We start from the raw sequence: 18773 nt of genomic DNA on the forward strand, positions 1-18773 counted from the left end.
GTGTTTAGTCATATGTTGTTTTTATTGTATCAGTATCTATGACTAAAAGCAAGTTATTATATTTGGGATTGTTGTTTATAGAAATAGCATGGTGATTGTTAAGTTAATTCTTGAGGAAATAATCTACTGGTAAAAACCCCTACAGAACCCCTACAAGTAAATAAATCGGAAAATTTAGATTAGCCGAAACGCACTATTTAGTAGCCTTTTCTAATACTAAGCACCATCATAAACATCTATTTTTAGTATCCCTCCGAGGACGCCAATAAGATAAGTAAACACACCTTTGGTGTGTTTTTTTATGTTGTATTGTATGGGACGATGGGATTATTCTAGAATAGGGGAAAACAAATTTGTAATCCAAAAAGGTATACCTTATCATTCTAGAATTATCTCGTTTCAGGTTTTCCGTTGAAAATCAGTAATGTCGGATCGAAGTGCGTTGAGCCTGGTATAAGTGTTCGATAAGAACCTCTAAAATCAATGATAAGACAAAGTTTTTTGATTCTAATGAAAGTTATGAACTTATGTATATAAAAAAGTTAATATGTTATAATAAAATATACGTGAATAAATACATGGGGTGAATATCGTGAAAAAATATTTTAAGGAAATGACGACTGAGAAATATATCTTTTGGGGGATTATTATTTTATTATTTGCAGTGAGGGTAGCGGCTTTCTTTGACCTAGGAGCTACTTACAATCTCGATAGTGATGATGCAAACTATGTTTTGAGTGGTATGCACTTTGCTAAAACAGGAGAGCTCATTATGCACGGAGTCCGTAGTGCGCAGATTATGCCACTTTTGACGTGGATGTTAGCAATTCTGTCAATCTTTGGAAGAACGTTCGAAGGAACGCTTATTCTCGGAAGAATCTTGATGTTTGTCTTCGGTGTTGCTTCTGCAGCCGGAGTTTATGCGATTATTAGAATGTATGCAAAACCGCTGTTTGGCTATTTGGGTATGCTATTTTTTATACTTCCGCCATACATTTGGATGGATAATCTTGTCCTTACGGAATCAGCATTTCAATTTGCGTTTGTATTTGCGGTCTACTATACCATAAAATTAGCGAAGTCTCGCTCGTTGAAAGACTTACTGTGGGTTAGTTTCTACTATATGTTTGGGTTCTTATTGAAAGCGAACTTTGGTGTGTATCCGGCATTTGCTTTTATTTATCTGCTCTTAGAAAGATATCCAATCAAGCTTTGGTTCAAACATGGACTCATTATGTTCTCGATTCTTATTGCATTCCTGATTCCATGGACAATTCGTAACTATATTCAATTTGATCATTTTATCCCGACTACATATGGAGCAGGGAATCCAACACTTTTAGGGACTTATCAAGGCTATGGATATCCAGATCCGTCTCGAGATGAAGGATTTTTAGAAAGTATTCAAGATGATTTCGATAAGGCTCGTGAAGGGTATTACGATCCTGAAACGGATACCTATACACCAAGTTATATGCGTAAGTACTTTGCGTTAGAGCATGATGCGCTCTTTGCAAGTGCCCGCCTTGATGCATGGCGTAGTGAAAATCTGAAAAGTTACATTTATAGCACCGTTTATTCTAAACCAAAAGAAATGGTCGAATCCTACTTTTACTGGCATTCAGTGTTTGGTATCGAGACTTTAGGTACATTCCATCCGCGCTTAATCAAAGTGGGAATTCTAGCAACAATGATTGGATTCTTTATTTCGAAGAAAACGCGAACATTGATGTTCCTACTCGGGTCGCTGTACTATGGTAACCTTATAATTTATAGTTTCACATTCTCGTTTAATCGATATGCGGCCACGCTTCATTTCCTGATGATTGTGGCACTGATGGTTGAACTGGGAACATTCTATGAATTCATTAAACGAAAGGTGAAAGTGCGAAATGAAAGTCTTACTAATAATCCCAGCCTATAATGAAGGCGAAGGCATTGTTTCACTAGTTGCAAAAATCAACCAAGCACGGCCTGATATTGACTATGTGGTCATCAATGATGGATCCAAGGATAATACAGACGAGCTTTTGAAAGCACACAATATCAATCACGTGACGCTTGTAAAGAATTTAGGAATCGGTGGTGCAGTTCAGACCGGATACCGTTATGCGAAAGACAATGATTATGATATTGCAATTCAATTTGACGGTGATGGTCAGCATGATATTGATTCAGTACAAACGCTTATCGACGCAATTGTTTCCAAGGAAGGTGAGCTTGTAATTGGATCTCGCTTTGTCTCGGATAGCAGTAGTGAATTTCAATCATCCTTTATGAGACGTGTTGGGATTACAATTCTATCAACGTTGATTAAAATCACAACAGGTAAGCGAATCCTCGATGTAACATCGGGGAATCGCGCATGCAACCGCGACATAATCGAGTATTTTGCTGATGAATACCCAACGGAATATCCAGAGCCAGAAAGTATTGTTCATGTCATCAAACGTGGCTATACGGTCAAGGAAGTTGGTGTAACAATGTTTGAGCGTGAGTTTGGTGTCTCATCAATACGCGCATTAAATTCTGTTAAGTATATGATCAAAGTAGGCTTGTCAATAATAATTGCAAGTATGGCGAGGTAGCAGATGACAGACAGTTTAAGAATTGTGTTAGGGATAACGTCATTGCTAATATTAGTAATCGTTATCTTATCATTAAAAAAACAAAAACTTGGAATCAGTGATGGATTCTTTTGGCTCATCATGGCTTTGGGAATTTTCTTGTGCTCATTATTTCCATCAATACCGATGGATTTATCAATGACACTTGGATTTGAAACACCATCAAATTTTGTCTTCTTTGCAGGTTTACTTGTAATGCTAATCATTATATTTAAACAAAATATGACAATTCACAAACAAAAATTACTTTCAAAAACACTAATACAAGAAGTGTCTTTGATGAAAGCACGCGAGAACAAGGAGTCTGAATTATGATTTTATTTATCATATATGTAATCTTATCGACAGCTGGTTTAATTCTGTTTAAATTAGGCGGCACAGCAGGAACACAGGGAGCGACGTACATCAATAGTGTACTATCCGTGTCCCTCAGTATTAAATCGATTTTAGGAATTCTATGTTATGGTATTAGCTTTATTCTTTGGCTATTAATTGTCCAAAAATCTGATTTATCATTTATTTATCCATTATCCGTTGCGGTAATAAATATATTAATTTTAACCGGTTCACACTATTTTCTTGGTGAAAGTATTACGGTTTGGAAAATGATTGGAATCGCATTAATTGTTGCAGGGATTTTTGTGATGAACATAAAAGGAAAGTAACATGTCGTATACGAAAAGTTTTATCAAAGGCATTTTAATTGGAATTTCATTTTTAGTTCCGGGATTAAGCGGCGGGACGATGATGATTATTCTTAATGTCTTTGACGATGCAATCCATGCATTAAACCAATTACTACAATTTAAACCCTATAGACTAGCATATTATTGTGTTATGGCATTCGGAATTTTGACCGGAATCACGCTTTTTGCAGGGGTTATGAGTATCATTTTATCCTTGTATAGTGGTTATGCGATGACATTCTTCCTGGGTGTTATTCTCAGTGGTGTTTTAGAAATTGGTAAGTTACTAAAAGGAATTAAAATTGATTTTGGACATGTCATGGCATTTGTTGTGTCGTTCTTATTAGTGATGCTTCTTACTTATACAGAAGGACGTTTGGTCAATATTATGGAAGCAAGTGGTATGTTCCGCTTTGTTTCACTGGTTTTAATTGGGATTCCGACATCGGTTGCCCTAATTCTTCCAGGTTTATCGACTTCCTATCTATTTCTTGTCTTTGGAATTTACGAGAAAACCCTAACAAGTATCACAACATTTGATTTAGAGTTTTTGTTTCCATTACTTTTGGGAATATTACTGGGTGTCATTTTCTTTACGCGATTCATTGAATATGCTATCGCAAATCACAAAGAAACTGTGTATGTTTCAATACTCGGGCTAATCTTAGGATCTTGCATAAGTATGTTCGCGGAGATATCATTTGGATCAATTCCGGAATTACTATTGAGCTTAGTCTTTGGTATTGCAGGTTTCCTTTGCATTACTTTCATCACGAAAGTATTCGATAAGAACTAGAATAAGGTTCGTAATTCAAATCGAATCAGCAGTCAGTAATGGCCCCTCATCATAGCCCTATGATGAGGGCCTTTTTTTATTATGCGTATTTGAGCCTCGTAACTACTATGGTGTAAACCCATGTCCGTGTGATTATGATGACCCCAAACGTTAATTCTCATAAAAAGTAAGTGTCTGAAGTACGGGTGATGACAGATTGAATCTATGTGCTAAAATAATACTAGAGGTGAAATTATGAAAGCAATCGCAATCGATACATTTGGCGGTGTTGATACACTGCATGAAATTGAACTAGAGATTCCACAAGTTGGATCTGACCAAGTATTAATAGCAGTGAAGGCAGTATCCGTAAATCCGATTGATACCAAAATCCGAGCTGGATTGATGCTAGGTTTTCCAAATAAACACTTTCCCAAAATCCTAGGACGTGATGTGGCAGGGGATGTAATCGCGGTGGGTTCGGCGGTTTCCAAATTTAAAATTGGCGATCGTGTTGTAGGCGATCCTGCGCCTAAGGATCAAGGAACCTATAGTGAATTTACAGTGGTACCCCAAAATCGCCTAGCAAAATTTCCTGATAGCATTGACTATGAATCTGCGGCGACACTTCCAACAGCTGCAGCTACTGCCTATCAAGGATTATTTATCCATGGTAACTTAAAACAAGGACAACGCGTCCTTATCCATGGCGGTATGGGTGGTGTTGGAAGTATTGCGATTCAACTTGCACACCAAGTAGGTGCATTTGTAATTACTACAGCATCCACAAAGAACCATGACCGCTTGTTGGAACTTGGTGCGGATGTAGTAATCGATTATCATACAACACAATTCGAAACGGTAGTATCTAACATTGATTTAGTGTTTGATACGATTGGAAATGATACTCAGATAAAAAGTATAGATGTGTTGAATAAGACTGGGAGTATTGTCACGATAGTTGGAAAAGTTGTTGAGTCAGATAAAGTTCGATTCTTTAGTAATAAATCATCGGTGGAGGTATTGGAAGCACTCGTAGCGAGACTGGATGATGGAAGTCTTCACCCAATCATTGGCGAAATTGTTCCAATGTCGGTTGAGGCTATTCGGGATGCACATGAAAAAATTGAGCGAAAACAAACAAACGGAAAAATTGTTTTGATAAATGATACCTCAAACATCCTATAATGTGATATCATTATAATGTTATAAAGGGGTGAAATAATGCGACTCTATAAAAATGGAAAGCTCGTGAATGGTGAGGCAATTAGCATTGGTGTTGAAAATGGATTAATCATTGCAATTAATCCCACTAACGAAAGTGGATATTCATCAATTATCGATCTTGACGGAAGCTATATTTCCGCAGGATGGATTGATATGCACACACATTGCTACGAGCGAATGGATTTGTATTATGATGATCCAGATGAAATTGGTTATAAAACAGGCGTTACAACAGTGATTGATGCAGGAACTACCGGTGCCCTTGATATTGGAACATTCTATGCCGATACACGATTAAAAAAAACTCGAGTCTATGCAATGATAAATATTGCAAAACAAGGCATTAAAACTCAAAATGAACTCGCCGACTTAAACAACATCGACATCCAAATGATAGATCAAGCGATTATGAAATATCCTGATTTTGTCATTGGGTTTAAAGTACGTATGAGTGCATCTGTAATTGGGGATAATGGGATTGTTCCATTGGAAATCGCAAAATCCATTCAGACACAATTTCAGAAACCATTAATGGTTCATATTGGGTCAAATCCACCGCTACTTGTTGATATTTTGACACGTTTGGAAACAGGGGATATCGTGACTCACATCTTTAACGGTAAAGAGAATGGAATTTTAAATCATCTCGGAAAAGTTCGCCAAGAAGTGTGGGATGCACACAACCGCGGTGTCATTTTTGATATTGGTCATGGCCGCGAAAGCTTTAGTTTTGATGTAGCAGTGCAAGCGTTCAAAGAATGCTTGTTGTGCGATACGATTAGCAGCGATATTTACCATCATAACCGCGTCGAAGGACCCGTTTATAGTTTGGCACATACAATGAATAAACTATTAAGTGTGGGTTATTCCCTAGAACGTGTAATTGAGATGGTAACAGTAAGACCGGCAGAGATTATGAGCCTTCCCAAACTAGGCACCCTCGCGGTTGGTAATTATGCAGATCTTACGATTTTTAAGGAACAAGCAATCCATCAGAGCTTGGTTGATTCTCATGATGTGACACGAACATTAGAACGTGGAATTCAAGTAGAGGCTGTAGTGATTAAAGGAGAGTATATTGAATTATGAGTCAAATCCGAAACGAATTATCGTTAACTCGAGTGATTAATGCATCTGGTAAAATGACCATCTTAGGTGGCTCTAAATTATCAGAAGCAGTAACAGAAGCAATGTGCGATGGCTCTCAGAATTTTTATGTTATGTCTGATTTGATGATGAAATCGCGTCAATGGATTGAAACGAATTATAACGTTGAAGCGGCATGGATTGTGAGTTCCGCATCTTCTGGCATTGCACAGACCGTTGCTGCAGCAATCGCCCAGGATAACTTGGATGTAATACTTAATCCCTATGCACCTAACGTTACCAAGCGAGAGATTGTGATTGCGAAAGGGCATATTGTAGATTACGGAACATCAATCGAGGTACCAATCCGAATGGGTGGTGGTACGATCATTGAAGCAGGATTCGCAAATGCTTGCACAAAAGCACATTTTGAAACAAAAATTACAGAAAACACAGCTGCACTGCTTTATGTGAAATCACACCATGCAGTACAAAAAGGCATGCTTGAACTTGCAGAAGTCGTTGAGCTTGGACAGAAATATAAAGTACCCGTAATCGTTGATGCTGCAGCAGAAAGCGATTTAAATCTTTATTTAAACAAAGGTGCAGATGCTGTAATCTATTCAGGAACAAAAGCTCTTGAAGGACCTACGTCAGGGGTTGTTGTTGGAAAAGCAGCGTTTATTGACCTGCTTAAACTTCAAGGGCAAGGGATTGGTCGAGTCATGAAAGTGGGAAAGGAATCGATATTCGGACTAATGGCTGCGTTACTTCACTTCAAAAAGAGTCAACCAGCAACCAAAGCGATGCAAGAAGCGTTCATGGCACCACTTTTGGCTCGGATGAATGCACTTGATGGTGTGAGTGCTGTAAGTGTTCAAGACGGTGCAGGTCGCCCAATTTATCGTGCATCAATTACATTTACACATGCCAAAGATGCAATGCAAATTACGAAAGCGTTACAAGAAAATGATCCCAAAATATATACTCGCGATTATCGAAAAAATGAAGGCATAATCGAGGTGGATCTTCGTGATGTAAGTGAAACGGAATTAGAAGAAATTGCGCAGGCAATAGAAACACTGTATGGAGGATTAAAATAATGACATTAGATGTGAAATATTTAAACGACAGACTGGCACTGAATGTCTTAACCAATTCAGTAGAAAATGCTCAAGCACTCGTAGAGGCTGCGGAAGGGCATGTATTAGTAGGTGTATTGTCCAAAAATTATCCAACGGTTGAAGCTGCGGTTGAAGATATGAAACGCTATCAAAGTGCAACCGATAATGCGATATCTGTAGGATTGGGAGCTGGCGATCCAGGGCAATGGAAAATGGTTGCTCAAATCTCTGAGATTATTCAACCTCAACATATTAATCAAATGTTTACAGCAACAGGATATACACGCGGACTTCTAGGCCAAGATCAAACGATTGTTAACAGTCTCGTATCACCATCTGGGAAAGTAGGATATGTAAATGTTGCTACAGGTATAAAAAGTCGTGAAGAAGAGGTAGCGCTCGTTCCAATTCGTACGGCAATTCGTATGATGCAAGAAATGGGAGCATCATCAATTAAATTCTTTCCAATGAATGGATTGTCAACTTTCGAAGAATACAAAGCAGTCTGTGATGCATGTGCAGAATATGATTTTATGTTGGAACCAACAGGCGGATTGGATTTAGAAAATTTTGAAATCGTCGTTAAGACGGCACTTGATGCAGGTGTTAAACGCGTGATTCCTCATGTTTATTCATCAATCATTGATCCCGAAACTGGAGCAACTCGACCTGAAGATGTTGCGACACTCTACGCCATAATGAAAAAACTAACCCAATGAAAAAGAAAATAGTCGCGTTTGGCGAAGTCATGATGCGATTAGCACCCCCAATGTATACAACACTTCAGCAAGCACAGACGTTTGATTTTATGTTTACAGGAACGGGTGTTAATGTCTTGGCAGGTCTTTATGGTCTTGGTTTTGAAACTACTTTACTAACTGCATTACCTGACAATAATGTCGGATATGCTGCTGCATCGCATTTACGACGATTAGGTATCAAAGATAGTTATATCGACTTTTCAGGGAATCATTTAGGGTCATACGTCATTGAGTTTGGGGCAGGTGCGCGAAGTTCCCAAGTAACATATTTGAACCGTACTGAAAGTTCTTTTGCGAAAACGAACTATCAACTCGAAAACTGGGAATCTGTGGTAGCGAATGCGGATATGTTACATATTTGTGGTATTTCGCTTATTAACGAAAACACATATAACACTGCACTAAGATTGATGGATATTGCGAAAGACCATCATGTTCCGGTTGTTTTTGATAGTAATTTCAGGCCATCTTTGTGGCAAGATGATCGCATGCATTTATACAAAGAAATGTATGAAGCGATGCTCAAGCGTGCAGATATAGTCTTTGCGGGTCCTCGAGACGTTGTTAAATTACTTGGTATTGACGGGGATTCAGCAACATTGATGCAAGCGTTCCAGAAACATTATGCGCTTGAATATGTTTTAGGAACAGAACGCTTTGAGCAATCCATCCAAGGGTTTATTGTGAGCAATGATGCGTACAATGTATCCGATCGATATCCACTTACAATAATAGATCGTATTGGTGGTGGTGACGGGTTTGCAGTAGGAGCACTCACCGGTATACTTGAAGGCAAGGCACCAGAGGATATCGTAACGTACGGCGTAGCGAGTGGTGTTTTGGCACATACTGTCTACGGTGATGCAGTTCTTGTGAATCGTATTGATATTGAAAATCTTATCCAAGGTGTGAAAATAGATTTAAAGAGGTAAAATACCTCTTTTTTTAAGCATTAAACTGCTTTTTTAAATAAATTATGATATTGTAAGCTTATACCGATTCAATGTTTGGACAGAAGAGGTAGAACGTGAAAAAACGAAGCATGTTAATAATTACGCTCATTTTGGGCGTGATGGTAACTGAAGCATTATTAGCAGGCTCGGTGTCGAAAAATACATCTCCAAACGTACAGGGATCCCAACCAAATATAATTCCTGTATCCACCCCCCATTCAGGCAACATAAATGCGGCAATTGGAAATGGCACACAAGCGGATGACAAAAAAATAGAAAAAGTCCAAACATATAAGAGTCGTGTAGAGAATACACCTATCGCGTTTGATACACAGTATGTGTATGACGATACGCGTGAAGAAAAAGATTCGTATGTAAGTGTGGAAGGTGTTGAAGGAATGCTTGAAAGCACATATAACGATGAATATGAAGGGGATGTGTTCGTAGCAACAACATTAGTCTCAGAAAATACAGTGACCGCACCAATTGATGAAGTCGTTGTTGTTGGGACTAAAGTTAGTGCAGGGTCAAGTGAATCAAATTCAAGTGGCCAGCAACCAGCAACTCAAGAAGTAGCAGTACCTCAAGGAAATTACGATGATGGACTTGCGCGATCAATGTTTGATGCGATGAATGATATCCGGGAACAAAACGGATTAAGTCGCCTACGATGGTCGAATCAACTTTATGATTATGCAAAAATTAGAGCACAAGAGATCTCGGTAGTCTTTGACCACAGAAGACCTGATGGGTCTGCATGGGATAGTCTTAACCCTGATATTATCTATGCTGAAAATCTCGCTACCAAAGCCTACAAAGTAAATGTGGCGATGGATGCACTGATGAATTCGCCGACACATCGGAAGAATATTCTTTCAGACTTCCCTATGGGAAGTGTTGCGGTCTTTAAAGCAAGCAATGGCGAGTGGTATTGGGTGCAATTGTTTGGTTATTAAGAAATACAAAAGCAGGATCTTAAGATCCTGCTTTTCTCATAAAAAAAACCAAGCGAACTTGGATCGCTTGGTGTAAGTGTAGTTTTGTTAATAGAGAAGAGACATTCATTATTAGTTATATACTACACATGCATGCACCTATATTAAAACATTGAACTAATTGTAAGTCAATACAATTTGGTATAAAATCTCATAAAATACACTATGATTGAAAATTAATTTCAAAGGTGAATAAAAAACTATTGATATGTCAAAATATCGCAACTTATGATAAAATGAAACAGTATGAAAGGATACGTATGAATAACTACTATGAATCATGTTTAGAAGTGATTCGACAATGTATTGCTGATGAAAATCATGCAGAAGCATTGACACTTTTAGACCAAGAACTTTCAATGCCATTTATACCTCAGCCGTATGACCAAGTATTTCGTGATTTACGAGATAACTTACGAATCGATAGAAACCCGAAAGCGCGTTACTTCGAGTCAATGGAAGAGGTTTTTGATGCGTTGAAAGGGAATGATGCTCTGAAACAAAAAGCACTCATATCACTCGAACGTATGAATTTACGTGCAGTCTTGAATGATCTTGAGGATATTATGCGCGATAAACTGATTGATGATTGGCTTAAAAAGCAGTTAGTCTTTTATTTGATGGAGCAAAATATTGATGTTTCAATAGATGTACGTTTGAACCATAAAATGTACGCACTTGAAATTCGTAAACTTGAAAATCCAATTGGCAGTGAAGCATATTTACAAACTGTAGCATCACTTCGTGATATGCTAGAATCTGTAAATCCGAGCCTACTCATGCTTTGCATTGATGAGTTGGATCAAAAAGTTTTAGAGGCATTTCCAGAAGAAGCCCAAAATATTGATGCACAATCAATCTTGGACACTGTAAATCGCTATCTCAATCAATGATTTAAAACTTTTAGCACTCATTGCTTGACTGTGCTAAAAGGTATGTTATAATAGTTACGTACTAGGAGGAACACATGAAATCTACATGGAAACTAAACGAAAACTCAACAGGATTATTAACTGTTGAAGTTGAACAAAATGCTTGGAAAAAAGCACAAGATAAAGCAGTTGATAAATTAACTAAAGACGTTGAGGTTCAAGGCTTCCGTAAAGGACAAGCTCCTAAAGAACTTGCACGCAAACAAATTAGCGACAGCTCAGTCATGATGGAAGCAATGAACTTAATTGCTAATGACGCATTTGTTGCAGGAATGGTTGAACATAAATTAGAACCAGTCGCAACACCAGAATTAGATGTTAAAGAAATGACAGCTGATTCACTCACATTACTTTTCAATGTAACTGTAAAACCAGAAGTTGAATTAGGTGAGTATAAAGGGATTAAAGTAGAAGCAGAAGATATCACAGTCTCAGACGAAGATGTTGAAGCTGAACTTGCAAAATTACAAGAAGAACAAGCAGAACTCGTTCTTAAAGAAGAAGGAACTGTTGAATCAGGAGATACAACTGTTATTGACTTTGAAGGATTTAAAGAAGACGTTGCATTCGAAGGTGGAAAAGGTGAGAACTATACATTAGAAATTGGTTCAAACTCATTTATTCCAGGATTTGAAGAAGCAATGATCGGTATGGCAGCTGGAGAAGAAAAAGATTTAAATATTACATTCCCAGAAAACTACCATGTTGAAGATTTAAAAGGACAACCTGTTGTTTTCAAAGTGAAACTACATGAAATTAAATCAAAACAATTACCAGAACTTAACGATGAGTTTGTAGAATTGTTAGATGATGAAGAAGTTAAAACTTTAGAAGCATTGAAAGCATCAATCAAACACAACTTAGAACACAACCGCCAACACGCTGAAGAAGACCGTGTCAATGACGTTTTAGTTCAAACAGTTGCAGATAATGCAAAAATCAATGTACCAGAAGCAATGATTACAGAAGAATTGAACCAAATGTTCAATGAATTCCAACAACGTCTTGCACAACAAGGAATGAACTTTGAATTGTACTCACAAATCTTAGGTCAAACAGAAGAAGATGTTAAATCACAAATGGGTGAAGATGCAGAAAAACGCGTTCGCACACGTTTAACACTCGAAAAAATTGCTGAAGTTGAAGGATTAAAAGTTGATGATGAGGAAGTAGAAAAAGAATTTGCTGCGATCTCAGAAGCATACGGAATCGAACTCGAACAAGTTAAAGAACTTGTCTCAATCGACGCTGTAACATACGACATTTTACTTCGTAAGGCAATCGAGTTAGTTAAAGAAACTCGTGCTTAATTAAAAGACGCTTAGCGTCTTTTTTATCCTAAAAGGAGGGATTGCTATGAGCGAAAAACAAGAAAATAAAATTATGAATGTCCCTGTCGTTGCGACACGCGGGGTAATCGTATTTCCTGAACAGGAAATAATGATTGAAGTAGGTCGTCATAAAAGTATAAATGCGATTGATGAAGCAGAAAAATTCTTCAACGGACACGTCATACTCGTAAGTCAAAAAGACATTCTCATTGACGATCCTAAGAAAGATGAATTGTTCCAATATGGATCTTTAGTCCATATTAAATCTGTTAAACGTAAACAAGGATTCTTACGTGTTACATTCTCAGGATTGCAACGTGTACGTATCAGTGAACTTGTAGATGATGGAAAAATGCTTTTTGGAACTGTTGAACTCCTTGAGGATATCATCGGTTCAGAAAATGAAGAAATTGCGCTTATTCGTCGTATTACATCAGAAATCGAAAAAGTATCCGCCGCAAACATTACGATTCCAACTGAATTGATTAATCAGCTTACTTTGGGAGTGTCAGCGTCGCAATTGAGTGATCAATTTGCACAGTACTTCCCATTACAAGTTGAGCGTAAACAAGCATTACTTGAAGAACTTGATGTTAATGAGCGTCTTTTAATGATCATTGAAGAAATTCAACGCGAACAGACTCTTGCAACTATTGAAACAACAATTAATGAAAAAGTTAAAGATCGTGTTGAAGAAAATCAACGTGAGTACTACTTACGTGAAAAAATGCGCGCTATTCGTGAAGAATTGGGAGATGCAACGGATGTTGGAGAAGACAGTGATGAGTTCCGAGAACTTCTAGAAAACAACCCTTATCCAGATCACATTCGTGAAAAAGCACTTGAAGAAATTCGCCGTTATGAAATGCTTCCTCAAGCATCGGGTGAATCAGGTGTGGTTCGAACCTATCTAGATTGGTTGTTAAAGACACCTTGGTGGCAACAAACTACGGATATTCAAGACCTTAATGACGTTCGTAAAAAACTTGATGAAGATCATTTTGGATTGGATAAAGTTAAAGATCGTATTATGGAGTACTTGGCTGTTAAACAAATGACAGGGAACCTCGAAGCTCCTATTCTCGCGCTTGTAGGGCCTCCAGGAGTTGGTAAAACTTCTTTGGCGAAGTCCATATCAGATTCACTAGGTCGTGAGTTTGTGAAGGCTTCACTGGGTGGTGTACGTGATGAAGCGGAAATTCGTGGACACCGTCGTACATATCTTGGTTCAATGCCAGGAAGAATTATTCAAGGGATGAAAAAAGCAGGAGTTGTAAACCCTGTATTCTTACTTGATGAAATTGATAAAATGGCATCAGATTACAAGGGTGACCCAACAAGTGCGATGCTTGAGGTATTGGACCCAGAGCAAAACAAACTGTTCTCTGACAACTACTTAGAAGAGCCATATGACTTATCACAAGTTATGTTCGTTGCAACAGCAAACTATCTTGGTGATATTCCAGAAGCACTTCGTGACCGTTTAGAAATTATTAACCTCAGCTCTTATACTGAAGAAGAGAAATTAAGCATTGCGAAAGCACACTTAATTCCGAAACAACTTAAACGTAATGGATTGAAAAAATCGCAGTTTAAAATTAGCGATGCATCGCTTCGTTATTTAATTCGTCACTACACACGTGAAGCAGGAGTGCGTCAACTAGAACGTACCATTTCATCGCTTGCGCGTAAGACGGTATTAGCAATTCTTAAAGATGAAAAAGAGTCAGTCACAATCACTAAAGATTTAATCTCTGAGTGGTTAGGTCAAATTATCTTTGAGTATGGACAAAAAGAAAAGAAAGATCAAGTGGGTGTCGTCACAGGTCTTGCCTTTACACAATTCGGCGGTGATGTGCTTCCAATCGAAGTAACTTCATTTGACGGAAAAGGACGCCTTATCGTCACAGGACAATTAGGAGATGTAATGAAAGAGTCTGCAGAAATTGCCTTTGGATATGTGAAATCACATGCCAAAGAGTTAAAAATCGCGCCTGACTTCTTTGAAAAACATGACATTCAAGTTCACGTTCCTGAAGGTGCTGTTCCGAAAGATGGCCCATCTGCTGGAGTTACGTTCACCACAGCGCTTATCTCTGCACTTACCAACCGTAAGGTTGCTGCAGATATAGCTATGACAGGTGAAATTACACTTCGTGGAAATGTTCTACCAATTGGTGGTTTAAAAGAGAAGTCATTAGCTGCTCACCGCGTTGGTATTACTCGAATTGTGATTCCAAAAATGAACGAAAAAGACTTAGTTGATGTTCCGGATGTCGTTAAAGAAAACGTTAAGTTCATTCCGGTTGAAACCATTGACCAGGTCATCAAAGAGGCACTTGTTTAGTGATTAATTGGAATACGCAAGATGCACATTTGATTATCTCATGTGCATCTGCATCACAGTTTCCTGAAACGACACAGAAGGAAATTGTAATGGTTGGTAAATCTAATGTTGGGAAGTCATCCCTTATTAATGCACTTACAAACCGTAAGCGTCTTGCGTACGTAGGACAGCGTCCTGGTAAGACCCGTCTCATTAACTTTTATCATATTAATGATGAGTTATTGTTGACCGATGTTCCCGGGTACGGGTTTGCGAACCGTTCTAAAGAAGAACAAATTCAGTATGGTGTGCTAATGGATAGTTATTTCCAACAACGTCATCCAGCTATGATGCTTATCTTGATTGATGTCCGCCGTGGCGTTGGTAAAGATGACATTATGATGCTTGATTTCGCACGTTACAATGGCATTGAACATGCTATCGTTCTAACGAAGACCGATAAGTTGTCACGTAATAAAATCGCGAATGAGCGACGTGCTGTCAAGAAAGAATATCCTGATGTAAAAGTGCTTGAGTTTTCAAGTCTGAACCATGATACTCGTGAACCAATTATTGAATATATGCGAAGTGTTCTATAAAACCTGCGAAAGCAGGTTCCTAAATTCAAATCTCAACCGCACCACCAAGGTGCGGTTGTTTTTGTATAATAAAAGGAGCCCACCCGACTAAAAGGAGCTCCCATATGAAGTATAAGCAATTAAATAAAAAAATAAAAGACCAAATCGATATTTTATTGAGTGTAGGATATTCGATGCGACAAGTTGGACGCGAACTGAATATTTCGCATTCAACTGTTTCGAGGTATAAAAGCAATCATTATAAGAAAAGAAAAATAGATATTCAACATAAATATAACCACTTAATCGATTACCTCAATTCTCGTTATGATCCGAAAGTCCGTTCTATCGATGTCTGCCTCAACAACTATAGAAGGTATCATCCTCATAAACCCTGTGTATCCGTTCAACAAGTGTATAACTGGATCAACCAAGGAAAACTTACGATTGACTCTCTTAGGATGTGTTACAAAAGACGTAGACGAAAGAAGCGAATGAGTGGAATGATGAACCACTTTCAATGGAATTTGGAAAATCGAACTGTGCTACCAATTAGTCTGAGACCCAATTATATAGAGGCCCGAGATGAAATCGGTCACCTTGAAATTGACTCAATAATCGGAAAGAAAAATGAAAGTGCAGCAATAATATCAATCGTAGATCGATGTTCCAGAATGAATTGGCTGATCAAGGCTGAGTATCGATTGGACTATTACACATCCTCATTAATTAGAAAATTTATAGAAGAAAACAAAATAGTGACGAAATCAATAACCGTTGATAATGGATTAGAGTTTAATACAATGGGAATTACTGCAAAACGACTCGGTGTCAAACTATATAAATGCGATCCTTACTGTTCTTTTCAGCGTGGTTCTAATGAACGAGCCAATGCGATAGTTAGAAGATTTATACCGAAAGGAAAGTCACTTTACAGCATTGGACAACAATATCTTGATGACATTGCCTTTAAAATCAACTCAATGCCGCGTAAAATATTTGACTTTAAAACTGCTTAAGAGATAGAATTTTTAAAAATGAATAGTGGTGCGGTTGAGATTTGATAAAAGAAAACCTGCGAAAGCAGGTTTTTTTATGACAAAAAAGCTATCCGTATAAGGGATAGCTTAAGAATTAGAACTTAATGTCTGTCATATATTTTTCGTAAACAGGGCGAATTCCAACACGATCTTTTGATAGTGATGGAATAACTTGGAATGGTCCTGAAGAACTGTTTCCTTCGATAAGCTCTGCATTACCGTCTTGTGAGACAGCAACATCCCAACCGATATAACGTACTTGAGGAATGACGAGGCACGCTTCTTTTACTTGAGCAACGACGTTCTCGAAGTTTGGAATTTGGAATCCCATAAGGTTTTCACCTGTAAGTGGATGGTTTGTATGTTGGTTACCATGCTTGTCGATGAATGGGTAAACAACAGTCCCTTTTTCATCTAAGATTGTGTACATACCACCTTGACCAATATTATCAACGTGACCACCTAAACCTGATTTTAATGCTGCAATAAGCACTCGAGGTGTTTGAGTATTATCTAAAAATGTAATAATACGCATTGTATTAACAGATGTAGGTGATAGCTCTGACATCTTTGGATGTTGCGTAAAGAATTCTTCAATAAGATATTGGCGATTTGCTTTTAAATCATTGTATAGCTTTTCGAAATCGATGTCTGGAGTTTCGTTGTAGTCAATCTTATCGATACCACGTCCAACGTAATCGTTTTTACGTTTAGCCATAACTTTGCCATGTTCAACGACGAAAGCTTTAAATGCTTCAACATCTACTTCTTCTAAATCAATGTGTTTACGGCTAATGAATTTTGCAAATAATACATCAAATTGGGATTTATCATCAAAAAGTCCAACATACTCGCGATCATTGTAGTACTTAACGACTTTGTCAGAATGTCCTAATGTAATATAAGTTTTACGTTCTTTACCGTTTAAAAGATAAAATTCAAACTCATTGTAATCAACATAGCCCGCAGTGTATCGGAATGAACACCACATCATATCAATGAGAATTACAAATTTACTTTTTCCGCTCTTTTCATGAGCATAGTTAATTGCGTCTTTGAATCCTTGACGATCCATTTGTTTCAGACGTTTAAAGTAGTACTTTATACGCCACCATAATTTTTTCATACAAATACCTTCCTGTCCTTACTATGTTATCGGTTTTAGGCTCATGTGTCAAGATAAACAACAAGATGCGTAAACGCATAATACGGCTTGAATAGTGGGTATTCTTAAGTTTTAGGGGTATTAAAAGGTCTCGTAAATTAGTCAAAAAAAAAGAAATAGTGTTCGATCACTATTTCTCGGTATTTTGTGTATTATCCAGTTCGGCAATTAGACGGTCAAAGAGTGGTTTGACACCTATTTGTGCTTCGCCTAGGAATCCTGGTGACTGATAAATATCGTGCCCTGGGAACTGATTACCTTCGATAAGCATGGGTCCATCTTTAGTCAAAGCAACATCCCATCCGACCATTCCTAATTCAGGTATGTGAAGGGCAGCTTTCTTCGCAAGTTCAATCATTGCCTCAAACTCAGGGACTTCAAATCCTTTGAATGTGATACCAGTTAGCGGATGAACGGCAGCGATCTTATTGAATTTACCAACGCCATCGGTTTCAACAACCCCTGTTTCTAGATTAATGCGCGCTGCAAATCCACCACTGTTTAAATTATCAACGCTTTTTCCATTTCCGCAACGAACACATGCAAAGGGGATTCGAATATGGCCATTCTTTTGCAGTGTAACAATCCGTACAGTGTTTACCGATGCAGGATGTAAAATCCCCATCCGTTCATCTTGAATGATGTACGCCTCCGCGAGTGTTTGGTTATTCGCACGCATCGAGTCATATACGGCTTTTGCATTGGTACCGTCAAAATCAAAGAATTCGATACCTTTTCCACCAATCCCATCTACTGGCTTTGCGACAATTCGTGGGTTTGTTTTGAAGAAATGCTCAAAATCATCAAAGCTGGTCGCGTTTAAATCAAGCCAGGCGCGATTATGATACCCATCAAAAAATTTGAGAAATTCAACCTTATTATCGAGTGTATCCCATTTTTCTTGACTGTTAAATTTCGCGACATAAGCATTATTGACACCTCGAGTCACGAAAGTGCTACGTTTTGATTCGGGAACGTTGTATAATTCGAAATCCAAATAATCTACATATCCAGCTTGATATTTTAATCCGGTTTTAATGATATCGATTAGAATCAATAAGGTGTTCTTGCCCGTTCGCTTATGAACTTCCTTAGCTGTTTCATACATAGCTTTATGATTCATTTTTGTAATACGCTGAATCATATATTTAAATTTTTTCATGATAT

18 protein-coding genes are annotated in these 18773 nt (G+C 37.9%); 16 read left to right on the forward strand and 2 right to left on the reverse strand.

The genetic code is table 11. The annotated features are described in order from the left end of the window. Window positions 1-592: 592 nt before the first annotated feature. From G7061_RS04300 to G7061_RS04375, 16 genes are all read left to right on the forward strand, one after another. Window positions 593-1924, forward strand: coding sequence for a glycosyltransferase family 39 protein (locus G7061_RS04300; protein ID WP_159641024.1), 1332 nt, complete (start codon window positions 593-595; stop codon window positions 1922-1924). Further along, window positions 1893-2588, forward strand: coding sequence for a glycosyltransferase family 2 protein (locus G7061_RS04305; protein WP_159641022.1), 696 nt, complete (start codon window positions 1893-1895; stop codon window positions 2586-2588). Before G7061_RS04300 ends, G7061_RS04305 begins: the two co-directional genes overlap by 32 nt. 3 nt (window positions 2589-2591) lie before the next feature. Then, a complete protein-coding gene (locus G7061_RS04310) occupies window positions 2592-2942 on the forward strand; it encodes a DUF2304 domain-containing protein (RefSeq protein WP_159641019.1) in 351 nt (116 codons plus the stop codon). Further along, window positions 2939-3292, forward strand: coding sequence for a hypothetical protein (locus tag G7061_RS04315; RefSeq protein ID WP_159641016.1), 354 nt, complete (start codon window positions 2939-2941; stop codon window positions 3290-3292). The genes G7061_RS04310 and G7061_RS04315 overlap by 4 nt, the downstream gene beginning before the upstream one ends. Window position 3293: 1 nt before the next feature. Beyond that, on the forward strand, window positions 3294-4109 hold the full coding sequence (locus tag G7061_RS04320; protein ID WP_159641013.1) for an undecaprenyl phosphate translocase family protein: 816 nt from the start codon (window positions 3294-3296) through the stop codon (window positions 4107-4109). A 234-nt stretch (window positions 4110-4343) separates the two neighbouring features. Next, complete coding sequence (locus tag G7061_RS04325; protein ID WP_166119235.1) at window positions 4344-5276, forward strand: NADP-dependent oxidoreductase; 933 nt, start codon at window positions 4344-4346, stop codon at window positions 5274-5276. A gap of 36 nt (window positions 5277-5312) precedes the next feature. Continuing rightward, a complete protein-coding gene (locus tag G7061_RS04330) occupies window positions 5313-6404 on the forward strand; it encodes an amidohydrolase/deacetylase family metallohydrolase (RefSeq protein WP_205700112.1) in 1092 nt (363 codons plus the stop codon). Then, window positions 6401-7504 (forward strand): DgaE family pyridoxal phosphate-dependent ammonia lyase, encoded by a 1104-nt coding sequence (locus G7061_RS04335; protein ID WP_166119242.1) that lies wholly within the window; start codon window positions 6401-6403, stop codon window positions 7502-7504. Before G7061_RS04330 ends, G7061_RS04335 begins: the two co-directional genes overlap by 4 nt. Then, on the forward strand, window positions 7504-8244 hold the full coding sequence (locus G7061_RS04340) for a KDGP aldolase family protein (RefSeq protein ID WP_166119249.1): 741 nt from the start codon (window positions 7504-7506) through the stop codon (window positions 8242-8244). Before G7061_RS04335 ends, G7061_RS04340 begins: the two co-directional genes overlap by 1 nt. Next, a complete protein-coding gene (locus G7061_RS04345; protein WP_166119254.1) occupies window positions 8241-9218 on the forward strand; it encodes a sugar kinase in 978 nt (325 codons plus the stop codon). Before G7061_RS04340 ends, G7061_RS04345 begins: the two co-directional genes overlap by 4 nt. A 95-nt stretch (window positions 9219-9313) precedes the next feature. Beyond that, entirely contained in the window at window positions 9314-10195 is an 882-nt protein-coding gene (locus tag G7061_RS04350; RefSeq protein WP_159641001.1) for a G5 domain-containing protein, read from the forward strand. Window positions 10196-10494: 299 nt separating this feature from the next. Next, entirely contained in the window at window positions 10495-11127 is a 633-nt protein-coding gene (locus G7061_RS04355) for a DUF3196 family protein (RefSeq protein WP_166119259.1), read from the forward strand. Between the two features lie 74 nt (window positions 11128-11201). Further along, entirely contained in the window at window positions 11202-12476 is a 1275-nt protein-coding gene (tig, locus tag G7061_RS04360) for a trigger factor (protein ID WP_159638368.1), read from the forward strand. A 46-nt stretch (window positions 12477-12522) separates the two neighbouring features. Further along, on the forward strand, window positions 12523-14844 hold the full coding sequence (gene lon, locus G7061_RS04365) for an endopeptidase La (RefSeq protein ID WP_159638370.1): 2322 nt from the start codon (window positions 12523-12525) through the stop codon (window positions 14842-14844). Beyond that, complete coding sequence (gene yihA, locus G7061_RS04370; protein ID WP_236262215.1) at window positions 14844-15422, forward strand: ribosome biogenesis GTP-binding protein YihA/YsxC; 579 nt, start codon at window positions 14844-14846, stop codon at window positions 15420-15422. Before lon ends, yihA begins: the two co-directional genes overlap by 1 nt. A 104-nt stretch (window positions 15423-15526) precedes the next feature. After that, window positions 15527-16420, forward strand: coding sequence for an IS30 family transposase (locus tag G7061_RS04375; RefSeq protein ID WP_166119262.1), 894 nt, complete (start codon window positions 15527-15529; stop codon window positions 16418-16420). Window positions 16421-16535: 115 nt separating this feature from the next. Here G7061_RS04375 and G7061_RS04380 read toward each other — a convergent pair whose 3' ends face one another. Beyond that, window positions 16536-17567 (reverse strand): sugar-transfer associated ATP-grasp domain-containing protein, encoded by a 1032-nt coding sequence (locus G7061_RS04380; RefSeq protein ID WP_166119268.1) that lies wholly within the window; start codon window positions 17565-17567, stop codon window positions 16536-16538. Between the two features lie 169 nt (window positions 17568-17736). Further along, on the reverse strand, window positions 17737-18768 hold the full coding sequence (locus G7061_RS04385; RefSeq protein ID WP_166083080.1) for a sugar-transfer associated ATP-grasp domain-containing protein: 1032 nt from the start codon (window positions 18766-18768) through the stop codon (window positions 17737-17739). Between the last annotated feature and the right edge of the window lie 5 nt (window positions 18769-18773).

This window comes from Erysipelothrix sp. HDW6B (assembly GCF_011301115.1).
GTDB lineage: Bacteria > Bacillota_I > Bacilli_A > Erysipelotrichales > Erysipelotrichaceae > Erysipelothrix > Erysipelothrix anatis.

Bases quoted from the DNA above. Each gene is read 5' to 3' on its own strand.
- G7061_RS04305 (WP_159641022.1), top strand. From the start codon at position 1,893: ATGAAAGTCTTACTAATAATCCCAGCCTATAATGAAGGCGAAGGCATT.
- G7061_RS04310 (WP_159641019.1), top strand. From the start codon at position 2,592: ATGACAGACAGTTTAAGAATTGTGTTAGGGATAACGTCATTGCTAATA.
- G7061_RS04315 (WP_159641016.1), top strand. From the start codon at position 2,939: ATGATTTTATTTATCATATATGTAATCTTATCGACAGCTGGTTTAATT.
- G7061_RS04320 (WP_159641013.1), top strand. From the start codon at position 3,294: ATGTCGTATACGAAAAGTTTTATCAAAGGCATTTTAATTGGAATTTCA.
- G7061_RS04325 (WP_166119235.1), top strand. From the start codon at position 4,344: ATGAAAGCAATCGCAATCGATACATTTGGCGGTGTTGATACACTGCAT.
- G7061_RS04330 (WP_205700112.1), top strand. From the start codon at position 5,313: ATGCGACTCTATAAAAATGGAAAGCTCGTGAATGGTGAGGCAATTAGC.
- G7061_RS04335 (WP_166119242.1), top strand. From the start codon at position 6,401: ATGAGTCAAATCCGAAACGAATTATCGTTAACTCGAGTGATTAATGCA.
- G7061_RS04340 (WP_166119249.1), top strand. From the start codon at position 7,504: ATGACATTAGATGTGAAATATTTAAACGACAGACTGGCACTGAATGTC.
- G7061_RS04345 (WP_166119254.1), top strand. From the start codon at position 8,241: ATGAAAAAGAAAATAGTCGCGTTTGGCGAAGTCATGATGCGATTAGCA.
- G7061_RS04355 (WP_166119259.1), top strand. From the start codon at position 10,495: ATGAATAACTACTATGAATCATGTTTAGAAGTGATTCGACAATGTATT.
- tig (WP_159638368.1), top strand. From the start codon at position 11,202: ATGAAATCTACATGGAAACTAAACGAAAACTCAACAGGATTATTAACT.
- lon (WP_159638370.1), top strand. From the start codon at position 12,523: ATGAGCGAAAAACAAGAAAATAAAATTATGAATGTCCCTGTCGTTGCG.
- G7061_RS04375 (WP_166119262.1), top strand. From the start codon at position 15,527: ATGAAGTATAAGCAATTAAATAAAAAAATAAAAGACCAAATCGATATT.
- G7061_RS04380 (WP_166119268.1), bottom strand. From the start codon at position 17,567: ATGAAAAAATTATGGTGGCGTATAAAGTACTACTTTAAACGTCTGAAA.
- G7061_RS04385 (WP_166083080.1), bottom strand. From the start codon at position 18,768: ATGAAAAAATTTAAATATATGATTCAGCGTATTACAAAAATGAATCAT.